The sequence below is a fragment of the Bacteroides sp. AM32-11AC genome (genome assembly GCF_003603515.1).
Taxonomy (GTDB): Bacteria; Bacteroidota; Bacteroidia; order Bacteroidales; family Bacteroidaceae; genus Bacteroides; species Bacteroides uniformis.
In genome coordinates, this window is the sequence record NZ_QTNH01000017.1 from 16833 (window position 1) to 30443 (window position 13611).

General features: G+C 49.2%; 9 protein-coding genes. 4 read left to right on the top strand and 5 right to left on the bottom strand.

Annotated features, from left to right (window positions below; genetic code table 11):
• Positions 1-7: 7 nt before the first annotated feature.
• The 4 genes from DW800_RS16640 (at position 8) to DW800_RS16655 (ending at position 4247) form a co-directional block, all read left to right on the top strand.
• Entirely contained in the window at positions 8-811 is an 804-nt protein-coding gene (locus DW800_RS16640; RefSeq protein ID WP_057282038.1) for an ABC transporter ATP-binding protein, read from the top strand.
• Positions 808-1320, top strand: coding sequence for a C40 family peptidase (locus DW800_RS16645; protein ID WP_005828855.1), 513 nt, complete (start codon positions 808-810; stop codon positions 1318-1320). The genes DW800_RS16640 and DW800_RS16645 overlap by 4 nt, the downstream gene beginning before the upstream one ends.
• Positions 1321-1397: 77 nt before the next feature.
• Positions 1398-2282 carry a TraB/GumN family protein gene (locus DW800_RS16650; RefSeq protein ID WP_117749684.1) on the top strand — a complete coding sequence of 295 codons (885 nt, stop codon included), beginning with the start codon at positions 1398-1400 and terminating at the stop codon, positions 2280-2282.
• A 438-nt stretch (positions 2283-2720) separates the two neighbouring features.
• On the top strand, positions 2721-4247 hold the full coding sequence (locus tag DW800_RS16655; protein WP_119958212.1) for an ATP-binding protein: 1527 nt from the start codon (positions 2721-2723) through the stop codon (positions 4245-4247).
• A 78-nt stretch (positions 4248-4325) separates the two neighbouring features.
• On the opposite strand, the gene DW800_RS16660 is transcribed toward DW800_RS16655, so the two are convergent.
• The 5 genes from DW800_RS16660 to DW800_RS16680 form a co-directional block, all read right to left on the bottom strand.
• On the bottom strand, positions 4326-6569 hold the full coding sequence (locus tag DW800_RS16660; protein ID WP_117866269.1) for a GH92 family glycosyl hydrolase: 2244 nt from the start codon (positions 6567-6569) through the stop codon (positions 4326-4328).
• A 295-nt stretch (positions 6570-6864) separates the two neighbouring features.
• Entirely contained in the window at positions 6865-7836 is a 972-nt protein-coding gene (locus DW800_RS16665; RefSeq protein WP_005828866.1) for a glycoside hydrolase family 130 protein, read from the bottom strand.
• 23 nt (positions 7837-7859) lie between these two features.
• Positions 7860-9170 carry an MFS transporter gene (locus DW800_RS16670; RefSeq protein ID WP_016272635.1) on the bottom strand — a complete coding sequence of 437 codons (1311 nt, stop codon included), beginning with the start codon at positions 9168-9170 and terminating at the stop codon, positions 7860-7862.
• Between the two features lie 21 nt (positions 9171-9191).
• Positions 9192-11462, bottom strand: a complete 2271-nt coding sequence (locus DW800_RS16675) for a GH92 family glycosyl hydrolase (protein ID WP_005828868.1) — start codon at positions 11460-11462, stop codon at positions 9192-9194.
• Positions 11463-11628: 166 nt separating this feature from the next.
• On the bottom strand, positions 11629-13611 hold the full coding sequence (locus DW800_RS16680; protein WP_044467815.1) for a BT_3987 domain-containing protein: 1983 nt from the start codon (positions 13609-13611) through the stop codon (positions 11629-11631).

The following is a 13611-nucleotide window of genomic DNA, read 5'->3' on the forward strand; positions in this document are numbered from 1 at the left end:
CACTAACATGATACGCATCAACAATTTACAAAAGAATTTCGGCACAAAAAAAGCCGTAGATATAGAGAACTACACCATCGGGCAAGGCGATATGCTGGGACTGGTAGGCAACAACGGTGCAGGCAAGACCACCCTCTTCCGTCTGATTCTTGACTTGCTGCAGGCAGACCGGGGCAATGTAACCATCAATGACATTGACGTCAGCAAAAGTGAGGACTGGAAGAACTTCACGGGAGCCTTTATAGACGACGGTTTCCTGATAGACTACCTCACCCCCGAAGAATACTTCTACTTCATCGGTAAGATGTATGGTCTGAAGAAAGAGGAGGTAGACGAACGCCTGCTTCCCTTCGAACGCTTCATGAACGGCGAAGTAATGGGCCAGAAGAAATTCATCCGCAACTATTCTGCCGGAAACAAGCAGAAAATCGGCATCATCTCCGCCATGCTCCACCATCCGCAACTGTTGATTCTGGATGAACCGTTCAACTTCCTTGACCCCAGTTCACAGTCCGTAATCAAACACTTGCTGAAAAGATACAATGAAGAACACGGAGCCACCGTCATCATTTCCAGCCATAACCTAAATCATACAGTGGACGTTTGCCCGCGTATTGCATTGCTGGAAAACGGTGTTATTATCCGCGATATACGAAATGAGAACAACTCTGCCGAGCAGGAACTGGAAGCTTACTTCAACGTCGGCGTGGAGGAAGAAGCCGTAGTAGAAGAAACGGTAGAAGAAGAAGCCGTAGAAGAAATAACGGAAAAAGAAGAAAAAACGGTAGAAGAAAAAAACGCGGAAGCATGAAAAAATATCTTTCTTATATAGTAGCTCTTACCATCATATTGATAGGTCTAAGTTCCTGCCATACCTCCGCGCCACGCCTGGACTACAAAGCCCTGGCACAGGCATCCGTCCGTTTGGGAGTGGATATTGAACTGCAGGACAACCACAAGCTGTACATCCATGCCTCCGAATGGATAGGCACCCCCTATCGTGCAGGCGGTGACAGCAAGCGTGGAACGGACTGCTCCGGACTGGTATCGCAACTGTATAAGAAAGTTTATCACACCCGTCTGTCGAGAAGCACAGACGGGCAACTGAAAGAGAGCAGCAAAATCTCCCGCCGCAACTTGCGTGAGGGAGATTTGGTGTTCTTCACCAGCCGTGCTTCCCGCAAAAAAGTGGCACACGTAGGCATCTACCTCAAGGACGGCAAGTTTATACATGCCAGCACCAGCCAGGGAGTCATAGTCAGCAACCTCCGGGAAAAATATTACACCCAACACTGGCTCTGCGGAGGAAGAATAAAATAATACTAATTTTTCCCTTCTTGTGATTTTCTTTACTCTGTCCCGACTGATAGTCCAGAAACTATTAAAAGAAGAAAACAATGAAGAAACTTTTAGGCATCCTCTTATTCATCAGCATTGCGCTGAGCGCCAATGCACAACTTTTATGGAAAGTATCCGGTAAAGGATTAGAGAAACCATCCTATATTTTCGGTACTTATCACCTCTCTCCACTAAGTATAAAGGACAGCATTGCCGCCATGCCGCAGGCCATGAGCGAAACCACCCAAGTCTACGGTGAGGTCGTGATGAGCGAAATGGCGACTCCCGCCTTCATGCAAAGCATGCAACAGCAGATGATGATGCCCAAAGACACCACGCTGCAAAGCCTCTTTACTCCCGAACAATACGAAGAAGTGGGCAAAGCCATCAAGGAAAACATGATGGTGGACATCGCCATGCTGGCGCAACTTAAACCGGCTGCCATCAACCAGCAGCTTGTCGTCCTGCTCTACATGAAACACACTCCGGGCTTCAACCCACAAGAACAACTCGACACTTACTTCCAGCAGCAGGCCGCACAGCAAGGCAAGAAAGTTGGCGGTCTGGAAACAGCCCAGTCACAAATAGACATTCTGTTCAACAGCCAGACGCTGCAACGCCAGGCAAGCCTCCTCTACTGCGCCATCAGTGACATCGAGAAAGGTATCGAGCAAAGCAAGCGCCTGATTGCCGCTTATGAAAAGCAGGACCTGGATGCCATGCTGCAACTGATGGAAGAGCGCGACGGCAATTCATGCGACCCGCTGCCCGGAGAGATGGAAGCCATGCTGGACAACCGCAACAAGGCATGGGTTGAAAAGATGCCTGCTATCATGACAGAAGCCCCTACCCTTTTCGTAGTCGGCGCCGGACACCTGCCCGGAGACAATGGAGTGTTGAACCTTCTGAAGCAACAAGGATACACTATAGAAGCCATGAAATAAATCCTCTAACAATTCTCTCTAACAATTTTTAATGGCAAGCTATACAAAGCGTGACGGTCAAATACCATCACGCTTTGTTTGCATACACACTTTATTGCCCTCATCATACCGTACATCCCGAAAAATATACTACTTTTGCACCAAAGTCTTGGCTGTTATAGTGATAACGGTCACTTTTGACTCGATTCGATAAGAACGCAAGAAGCGAAAGTTATTATCCCTGCTATTCGGAATCTGGAAAATTCTCTTAAACACCGCAGGATAATAGCAACAGTTTCTTCACGTCTATGTTATTATATACTTAGGCGTGGGGGCTGTTGTCTATTAACGGTGTGGGCATTTTCCAGAGCCTCGAATGCAGATAGACAATAACAGTCCTCGCGCTTTTTATATAATAACCTTCGTCAATGAGGACAGACGAAATGAAAGATACCGCGTATGCATCTTACATTATTTGGAGAAGTACAGTTATTTCTGTTAATTGCCGTTACATCTGCAAGCTTTCTATACTGGATAAATCACAAATACAAAAGTCTGAACAGACAGATTATCCGGGCAATAGACATTCCAGTATATCTGCTGAACAGACAAGGTATTGTCGTAAAACTACTTAATACACCTACCGAAAAGGCAAACAGACTTCCGTTCCTGAATCCGGGAGTTCTAAATATCAATAATTTAGTGACAGACGCCGATGAATGCCGGAAATACATGACGTCGCTGTTACGCGTACTGAATACCCGCACTTCGGACAGCCTGACCCTAAAGATAAGAATAGAAAGTGGTGAGAAACTATATATCGCAGTGCGCATGGTCTACCTCAACAGAAATTATGTCATGGCCTTCATACGCGACATTACGGAAGATGAAGTCCAACGCCGGGAAAACGAAAAATACCGTTTCTTCCTTGAAAGTATTCTGGAGAACCTTCCCATCGCCACTACAGTAAAAGACAAAAACGATGAAGGACGTTACCTGATATGGAACAAAAAAGCGGCAGAGATGATGGAAGTCCCCGCTGAGGATATTGTGGGACACTATGAAGAGGAGTTCAAACCCCTAATGCAAGATAATTTCATCCAAGAGACAGACAAAGAAGTTGAAGAGTCGGAAACTCCCCAGTCCTACATCAAACACTTTGTCAATCCCAAAGGCAGAGAGTATATTCTGTCGTTTCACAAAACGCTGGTGTCCTACAACAAAGGGAAAGAGAGGTGGATTGTCAGTTCTGCACTGGACATCACCGAACTGCTGGCAGCCAAAGAGAAAGCAGAAGAAGCCAACCGCCTGAAATCGGCTTTTCTCGCCAACATGAGCCACGAGATACGTACTCCGCTAAACGCCATCGTCGGATTCTCCTCCATACTTTCCGATTATATACAAGACGAAGATACAAAGGAATACATACATATCATCGAAGAAAACACCCAACTGCTGCTGCAACTGATTAACGATATTCTCGACCTGTCACGCATCGAAGCCGGCATTCTCGAATTCACAGAAGGAGATATGGATGTAAACAAGACGCTTGATGAAATGCAGACGATGGCAAAACTGAAACTTCCGTCCGAAGTCAGTATACGTCTCCTGCCCGGTGCGGATTACTGTATTATTCACACAGTCCCCAAACGGGTAAGACAAGTACTGAACAACTATCTGTCAAACGCCCTCAAGCATACGGAAGAAGGTTTCATCGACATTGGTTATCACCTGCCGCAAGAAGACAGGATTCGCTTCTTTGTCCGTGATACCGGTTGCGGCATTCCTCCTGAAAAGCAAAAGGATGTATTCGAACGCTTTGTCAAGCTAAACAGTTTTAAACAAGGCACGGGTCTCGGACTCTCCATCTGCACCATGATTGCCGAGAAAATGAACGGAAAAGTGGGCGTCAGCTCTATTCCGAGGAAAGGTTCCGAATTCTGGTTCGAAATACCCTATCAACCTACCGGAAGCCAACCTGCATAGAAAAGCCCGCCACTGACATGAACTCTGTCAACGACGGGCAACCTAAACCATCACCGATGCTATCCTGACTCACAATACCTATCGAAGACTAAATCGCAGTTTTCCACTCTGCACCAGTTCTTCATGAGTGATACGATATCGGGACAGTTTTTTTCCTCCCAGTTCCATTTCACGGATATAAAGCGACTCTGCCGACGGGCGTTCCGTCTCTATCACCAGTTGGTCGCGTCCCCAATACTTAGGGTCGAGCTTTATGGTCACCTTATCAAATACCGGAGTAGACAGCGTATAAGCCGGTTCTCCGGGACAATCCGGATAAAAGCCCATCATATTGAAGATAGCCCAAGCGGACATCGTTCCGGTATCATCATTGCCGGGAATTCCGTCGGGGGCATTCTTGAAATACTTCTGCAAAAGGCGGTGCAGCTCTTTCTGCGTGCGCCACTCCTCACCCTTGAAATAAGAAAAAAGATGGGCGTATGCAATGTCCGGTTCGTTGGCAGGGTCGTACAGTCCTTCGTCGAACACACGCTGAAGCTTGTCTACGAACGGCTTCTTTCCACCCATGAGCCGGGCAAGCCCTTTCACATCGTGGGGAACATAGAAAGTATAGTTCCAGGCACAACCTTCGTGAAATCCGGGGTTCGGCTCAAAGTTCTCTCCCTGCCTCGGGTCGAAAGGAGCATAGAATTCACCGTTAGGCAGGATAGGACGGAAAGTACCGTACTCCTTACAGTAATAATGCTTGTAGCCCAGCGAACGTTCGTGGAACAGACGGGCATCCTCCTTCTTGCCAAGCGCAGCGGCTATGCGCGACAAAGCATTGTCGGCAATATAGTATTCCAGGGCATGCGAAACGGAATTGTCATACTGCTCCCGCAGGGGCACATATCCCAATGACACGTAGTCGTCATTGTCCGGTCGGAGCAGATTCTCCGCTCCCGGCAGGGTGGCTCCCTTGCGCATGGCTTCGTAGGCCAGTTCTATATCAAAGTCGCGCAGACCTTTCAGCCAGGTGTCGACGATGACGGGAATGGAAGGGTCACCTTCCATGGTCAGCGTCTCACGTCCGTAGAGTTCCCATTTGGGAAGCCAGCCGTGTTCGCGGTACATGTCGAGCATGGAGCGCACCATCTGCAATTGCCGTTCGGGATATACCAGCGTAAGAAGCTGGTGCACATTGCGGTAAGTGTCCCACAAAGAAAAGACGGTATAACGGTCGCCTTGGGTAGTCAAAATCTTATCACTCTCCATAGCGGGATATTCCCCGTTCACATCCTGCAGAATATTGGGATGTATCAGCGTATGATAGAGTGCCGTATAAAAAACGATTTTCTGTTCCTCCGTACCTCCTTCTACAAGGATGCGCGAAAGGTCATCGTTCCAGCGGCGACGGGCTTCTTCCAGCACTTGACCGAAGTTCTTTCCCTGCTGCTCGGTATCCAGATTGAGGCGGGCATTCTCCATGCTCACAAAAGAGACTCCCATCTGTACTTCCACCTGCTCGCCTTCTTCGGTATCGAATGTAAGATAGGCGCCGATATCATCTCCCGCCAGTTCCTTCTGGTAGCGGGTGTAAAGTTTGTAGCGTCCGTTATCGGGGTCCCATTCGGCCTCTACACCGGTCATGGGGCGCTGCTTCTTCCAGTAGCCCGAAGCGGCGGGCTGCTTGTTGACACGCATCACAAAGTAGATGGGAAAAACGGCTTGTGGGTTGTAGCAGAAAGTACCCAGCAGCTTCATACCTTCAAACTCGCATTTACCCGTCTGGCGCAGAAAAGCTCCCGATTCATTGGTCAGGCCTTCGCCCAGGTTCAGCAGCACATGGCTCTGCCCGGCAGGAAAGGTGAAACGCGCCACACCCGTGCGAGGAGTTGCCGTCACTTCCGTCTTCACATTGTAGCGGGTCAGGAAGTTGCTGTAATATCCGGGGGATGCCTGCTCGTCCTTATAGCGGCTTCCATATTCCTTATAATCTACGGACAGCTCTCCCGTAGTGGGCATCAGCAGCAGAGAACCCAATTCCGGACAGCCCACACCGCTCAAATTGACATGCGAGTATCCGGTAAAGAAACAATTGTGATACTCATAGGGAGTAGACCACCAGCGGGCATCTTTATCGTATTTGTTGTCCTCCGAACCCATCACGTTGAAGGGCACTACGGACATCATTCCATTGGGACAGACGGCTCCCGGATTCGTGGTACCGAAGTTGGTGGTACCGACAAAAGGATTCACATAGTCCGCAGGATGCTTCTCCGCAGCCATAGATGCCGTGAGCATTCCAAAGGAGATGATACAGAAAGTAATCAGTCGTTTCATAATATAGTAAGGATTTGTTCTTTATTAGTTAGTGAGCACGCTACCCATGCCGGTGTCATTGCATGCACTCTGCAAAGTTATTGCAAACGGTCTGCAGTGACACTGCAAACTACTTTGCAGTAGCGCTGCAACAGTTTTGCAGTGACGCTGCATCAGCTTTGCAGTGGCGCTGCAACGGCTTTGCAGTAGCACTGCAAAAAGCATGCAGTATCTTTGCAGTGATATTACACTAAGTATAAAGCAGTTACGGCAGGCGCTTTTCAGCAATACCGAGCGCCTGCCAACTGCTTGGTACTTACAAAATACTTGTGCGCTTCGTGAACTCCAGAATCTCGCGGATATACCCAAAGGCAAGCCCCACTACCGTATCGGCTGCACCGTAGTATACAGCTACACGTTCTCCATCTTGCAACGCTGCGCAAGGGAACACCACGTTGGGAACATCACCTTGCAACTCATAAGGAGCAGCCGGCGCAAGCAGATACTCACGGGTGCGGTAGAGCAACTTGGCAGGATTGTCCTTATCCAGAATAGCTGCTCCCATGGAGTAACGGAAACCGTTACAAGTGGTTATCACGCCATGATAGAACATCAGCCAACCCTCGTCCGTGAGGAACGGTACCGAACCTGCCCCTATCTTGGTACACTGCCAGGCACTTTCGGGGAAAGGCGTAGGAGCCATCACATGGCGGTGTTCGCCCCAGAATTTCATGTCAGGGCTGAAGCTAATGTAGATGTCGCCAAAAGGAGTATGTCCGCTATCGCTGGGACGGCTCAAGAGCGCATATTTGCCATCGAACTTCTGAGGCAACAACACACCGTTGCGGTTGAAAGGCAAGAAAGCATTCTCGCACTGGAAGAACTCCTTGAAATCGAAAGTATAGCCGATGCCGATGGTGGGGCCGTAGTAGCCGTTGCACCACGTAATCCAGTAGCGGTCCTCAATCCATGTCACGCGCGGATCGTATTTATATTCGGACTCTATCATGTCCGTATTCCCGGCCTTGAACTTGATTGGCTCATGCTCTATTTCCCAGTGGATGCCGTCCTTGCTGAAACCGGCAAAGATATTCATCTGCACCGCCCGGTTGTCACAACGGAACACACCGGCATAACCATCCTTAAACGGAACCACCGCACTGTTGAAAATGCTGTTCGACGACGGAATATGGTAGCGGTCTATTACGGGATTCTCCGAATAACGCCACATTACATCCTTACAGCCTGCCGGCCGTTCTTCCCAAGGCATTGTGATTTTGTTGCTCATAATTGCTCTATATTATTAATTGGTTATTGTTGTTTCTTCTCATCGGCATACGTAAATGGTATGAAGTACGTAATGAGGAACGCCGGAATGGTGGCAAACAGCGTGAAGGTAAAGAACGCCTCGTACCCCAACCAGTCGCTGACAAAACCGCTGATTGTGCCCGGCAACATCACACCCAGATTCATGATGCCCGAAGCAAAGGCATAATGTGCCATCTGGTGCTTTCCCGGCGCCACCTGCTGCATCATGAACAAAGTCAGTCCCACAAAACCAAAACCATAACCGAAGTACTCGAGCACGATGGCACTACCTATCAGCAACCCGCTTTCCGGCTGGTACATGGCAAGCAGGGTATACGCCACAAAAGGCAGATTGAAGATGCAGCACAGAGAGAACAGCGTCCGCCGCAATCCCCGGTGCGAAATGTAATAGCCTGCCAACAGTGACCCCAGCACAAAGGCTGCCGCCCCATAAGTGCCGTAGTACAAACCTATCTGCTGCTCATTCAGTCCCAAGCCACCTGCCGAACGCTCCGCCTTCAAGAAAAGAGGGACAATCTTCATGACAAAACCCTCGGCAAGGCGATAAAGGATAATGAACGCTATATAGTACCAGATGTGCTTCTTCAAGAAGAAATCCTTGATTACCGCCACCAACTGCTCCCACGTCTCTCTTGCCGACTTGGCGCCGGATGCGGCAGCACCGCCCGATGGCAGCATGCGCATGTGGTAGAAGCCAAGCAGCAGCATCACCGCCGCCAATATCAGCATCACCGTCATCCATGCATGCCGGGTAGCCTCGTGGCGGACTGCCTCTGTGGCACCCTCCACCCCACCGAAACCTACCAGCAAGGCACCTGCCAGCCAGACCAACCCGCCGGACGCCACAATCTTCGCTATATTGTAGAAGGCTCCCTGCCAACCGATATACTTGGCCTGGTCCTGCTTGTTCAGTTCCGACATGTAGACACCATCCGTAGCCACATCGTGCGTGGCTCCGCTGAAAGCAATCACTGCCAGCAGCGCAATGCATATCGCAAAAAAGAACGGTAACTGCAACGCCAAAGCCACCAGAGCAAAACCTGCTCCGGTAACCATCTGCGTCAGTACCACGAAAAACTTCTTCGTCTTGAACATTTCAAGGAACGGACTCCAAAGGAACTTCAGCGTCCAGGGCATCATGATGAGCGACGTCCACAGAGCAATCTGCGCGTCACCGATACCCAGCCCCTTGAACATCAACACAGAAACCATGTTCAGCACCACAAACGGCAATCCCATGGCAAAATATACGGTGGGGACCCACGATATAGGATTATGATTTTTTCGGCTCATCCCTTCTGTATATTATCTGTGTCACTTCAACGGTTCACTGCCCATAGTCAGCTCCAGCGTACCGCCGTCCACTATATCCTGATGCGTGAAGAATGGAGTCTCCAACTTATTGCCGTTCAGCACAATGCTCCGCACATACTTGTTGTCGCGGCTATTATTATGGGCTATCACCTTGAACGACTTGCCATCTTTCAGATGAACGGTCGCCTCGTTGAACAGCGGGCGTCCGATGGAATATACCGGCTTGCCGGGGCATACCTGATAGAAGCCCATCGCATTCAGAATGTACCATGCAGACATCTGTCCGCAGTCTTCATTGCCCGAAAGTCCGTCGGGGTTGTTGAAGTAAAGCGTATGCAGCACCTCATCCACAATCTCCTGCGTACGCCAGGGCTGGCCTACGTAGTTGTAGAGATGGGCAATGTGATGGCTTGGCTCATTGCCGTGGGCATACTGGCCTATCAGACCGGAAATATCCACCGAGGTCGACTCACCTTCCAGCTTGGAATCGGCCGTGAACAGAGAATCCAACTTGCCGATGAAGGCGTCGCGTCCTCCCATCAGTTCTACCAATCCGTCCACATCGTGGGGAACGAACCAAGTCCACTGCCAGGCAGTGCCTTCGCAATAGTCATCGTTACGGTGATTGGATGCGCGGGGGTTAAAAGGCGTACGCCAGTTACCCTCACTGTCCAGTCCACGCATGAAGCGGGTACTCGGATCGAAATAAACTTTATATCCCTCGGCAAAGGCAGCATACTTGTCGCGGTTGGCTTCGTCGTCCAAGGCACCTGCCAGTACGGAGATGCACCAGTCATCGTAAGCATACTCCAGCGCTTTTGCCACGGACTCATTGTCTTTGTCGCAAGGCACGTAGCCAATCTTGTTCTTCCAGTACTTGGCCTGCGGCATCAGATGCGGCACAACCAAAGGATGGGTGATAATACCCGTCGTATCGTATTCTGCCGTACGGAGGCAAGCCTTGTAAGCCTCCTGCACGTCGAAGTTACGGTATCCCTTTACATAAGAATCCGCTATGAGGGAGGCTGCATGATAACCAATCATGGTACCCGTATAGTTTCCGGCCAGTTCCCACATAGGCAGGACGCCGCCCTCGCGGGACTTCTGGATGAGCGAACGGATGAAAGCCTCGTTCAGTTCAGGATCAATAATCGTCATCAGCGGATGATAGGCACGGAAAGTGTCCCATAAAGAGAAAATGGTGTAGATAGGCTCGTCCACCCTGCCTTGATGGGGCTTCAAGTCCATACCAAAGTAACGTCCGTCAGCATCGGTAAACAAGTTGGGCTGCATACCCGTGTGGTAAAGTGCCGTGTAGAACATGGTACGCTGGTCGTTGTCCTTCGTATCGATGTCAATCTTGGAAAGATAAGTGTTCCACTGCTGGCGGGCAGCACGGCGCACACCGTCAAAATCCCATCCGGAGATTTCGGCTTCCACATTCTTGCGGGCACCGTCCATATCCACGGCAGACACACCTACCTTTACCAATACCTCCTCATTGGGCTCCGTCTGGAATTGCAGTAAAGCTTTAGCTGTAGGCAGAAGCGGACCGCCTTCGTCCAATGCCATGGAGTCCGTGACCAGCGTATAGGTGAATGGTTTGGAGAACTTGGCATAGAAGTTGATATACTGGTCGAAAGCCCAATATACAGTCTTCTTGCGTCCACGGATTTCAGTATCGCTGATTACTTCCAGCTCCATCTGTTCATTCTTCTGGCGCTGGATACTGTAATCCAGGTCGAGGATAAAACCTGCATCTTCCGCTTTCGGGAAGGTATAGCGATGAATCGCCGCACGTTTGGTAGAGGTCAGTTCGGCTTTCACCCCGTAGCGGTCCAAAAATACGGAATAATATCCCGGTTCGGCTGTTTCATTCTCGTGGGAAAAGGCAGAGGCGTACGCCATCTGCTGGCTCTTCGAGCCCATGGAGTGGTAATCCTGCCGACCTACAGTGGGCATCAGCAGCACATCCCCGTAATCGGCACAACCCGTACCGCTGACGTGGGTATGTGAAAATCCGTTGATAGTAGTATCTGCATAGTAATATCCGGAGCAGGCATCCCACTCGTAGATACGCGTGTCGGGGCTGGGCTGAATCATCCCGTTGGGAACTACCGCTCCGGGATAGGTATGCCCATGTCCACCCGTACCGATGAACGGATTGACGTAAGACGCATAGTCCGGTGCCGTCTGGGTACAGCTGCAAACCGCCCCCAGCAGAAAAAGTCCGCCCAACAGTATGGAACTAGATTTCATGTTTTTCTTCATATTGTTTATTGTATAAGTAGGTGTATAGCTTCATAATAGAATCTTGTTATATGAGAATGCTTGAGGAGGGCCGCCCTATTACTTTGAGCAAAGCCCTCCTTTGTTTCATGTATGAAAAGGTTCAAGCATCCGTTTTCCGAAACCTCAGTTTACGGAAAACACGGCATCAGCGTACCTTCTTCATCGTATAGTTCTCACTCACGAAGTAAGGAACATCGGGGAAGATGTCGGTCTCAATCTCACCGCCTACATACTTATAGGGATTGATAGCCCATCTGTTGCCCAAGCCATAGATATGCATATCACCGTTAGGAGCAATAGCACCATCCATATAGTAATCATCATAGTTAGGATATGCTTTCCACTGGAAATTCTTGCTGTAAGTACCGAAATGCATCTTGTAGGTAGCAGGGTCTTCAGCATCGCCCTCATGAATGGTTTGCGGATAGATGAGCAGTGCACCGTTATAGTAATCGCAATGCATCGGATACTTACCGGTGATTTCGGGGAAAGTACCCCAGTTGTAAACCACATATCCGGTACCTTCTTCATCCTTCTCTATAATTACATTCTTCTCAAACTCCTGACTGCCTTTCCAATCCCACCAGCGAGGATTGCCTTCTTCATCCACATAGGTAAAGAGAGAGTTACTGGAAGTTACTTTCCACTCGCCGACCAAATCTTCATAACCCAACATTTTGCCCTGATAAGCTTCACCGATACGGCTCCAGTACTTGCCGCTCCACTCCACTTCATCATCAAAAAGTACTTTACTTATTTCCGAAAGCAACGTATAATACTGATACACCAGCGGTTTGGGATTGTAGAACATCTGAATGCCATAACCTTCATCTTTCACTTTCTGGAATTTGCTCTTGTCAAATCCACTCCAACCTCCGTTCAACTCATCATTAATCTTCCAAGGCAGCGGAGCATACTTGGATTTGGGCAGGTTCTCAAAATGAGACTCTTCACGGCCAAAGGCTCCCTCGGGATTCTGATTCTGGTAGTAACCGTAGGTCATATAGTCCACAATGTCACCTACCTTCATACCCTCTACCTCACCGTCTGGAGAGTCGAGCGAACCATATTCATACACACCAATCAACTTGTTGCCAAATACCTGGCGGCACTCATAAACCAAACGCGCGAAGTTGGCACGTGAGCGTGTTTCGAAGCCGGGGCTGGGATTGGAGTTGTTGTAGCTGGTGTACTCATCATCAAAGTCAATACCATCCAAGCCATAGATATCCAAGTAAGCTTTCAGTTCCTTGGCAAAGTCTTTGGCGGCAGCTTCCGAAAGGTTACCCATACCAGCCTCGTCATGGTTGCCAAGAATAGTCATAGCCACCTTAATGCCCTTAGCCTGCAAAGGACGGATGAACTTATCCGCATTTCTCAGCAAGAAGGAAACCTGGTCATTGCAGAAAACATGTACGCGACCGGTCTTGCTATCCACATTGATGTTGGCAGCAAAAATGCTGACTACATCAAAGAAAGGCTTTCCGTTGCTCTTCATGGTATATTCACCCATATTCAAGATGTTCTCGTCATTTACTTCCACAAAGCAATGTGTAAGTATATCACCCTTACTGATACTCTCAGGAATAGCAGCCAAAGGCTTTACCAAGTAAATATATTCCTGATTGTTTGTAGAAACTTCCACACCGTTATTGGCAGATGCAGAAACGGCAACAGCATAAGTCTGTCCGATTGTGCCTCCGGCATTGATATTCAGTTCCACAGAAGCCGACTTCTGTTCGCCCGCCTTGATAGTGGCAGTTCCACCGTTCGCCAGGCTCAGCTTATCGGCGGGATACATTTTATAGCTTGTTCCATTCTTCTTATTGTAAGCCTCCAAAACGTCTTCGTCCACTTTGAAGGTCACCGTAACATCCTGCTCTGCAGCTTTGCTCAGTTCAAAATAGAGATGTCCGGTAGCAACCTTGTCGCCAAAAACAGAAATCGGAGTAAGTTCACGTGCACCGGCAGCAGACTTTACATAGCCATACACGCCATCCACAGTATCCAGCTTATCGCTGTTGCCGGTGTTGATGACAACATCATCTTCACAACCGGTGAAGCATATTCCTGCACATGCAAAAGCCATTGCCAGCAAGCCTGATTTTACATGATTCATATATTTCAT

Bases quoted from the DNA above. Each gene is read 5' to 3' on its own strand.
- DW800_RS16660 (WP_117866269.1), bottom strand. From the start codon at position 6,569: ATGAAACGACTGATTACTTTCTGTATCATCTCCTTTGGAATGCTCACG.
- DW800_RS16650 (WP_117749684.1), top strand. From the start codon at position 1,398: ATGAAGAAACTTTTAGGCATCCTCTTATTCATCAGCATTGCGCTGAGC.
- DW800_RS16670 (WP_016272635.1), bottom strand. From the start codon at position 9,170: ATGAGCCGAAAAAATCATAATCCTATATCGTGGGTCCCCACCGTATAT.
- DW800_RS16665 (WP_005828866.1), bottom strand. From the start codon at position 7,836: ATGAGCAACAAAATCACAATGCCTTGGGAAGAACGGCCGGCAGGCTGT.
- DW800_RS16675 (WP_005828868.1), bottom strand. From the start codon at position 11,462: ATGAAGAAAAACATGAAATCTAGTTCCATACTGTTGGGCGGACTTTTT.
- DW800_RS16645 (WP_005828855.1), top strand. From the start codon at position 808: ATGAAAAAATATCTTTCTTATATAGTAGCTCTTACCATCATATTGATA.
- DW800_RS16680 (WP_044467815.1), bottom strand. From the start codon at position 13,611: ATGAAATATATGAATCATGTAAAATCAGGCTTGCTGGCAATGGCTTTT.
- DW800_RS16655 (WP_119958212.1), top strand. From the start codon at position 2,721: ATGCATCTTACATTATTTGGAGAAGTACAGTTATTTCTGTTAATTGCC.
- DW800_RS16640 (WP_057282038.1), top strand. From the start codon at position 8: ATGATACGCATCAACAATTTACAAAAGAATTTCGGCACAAAAAAAGCC.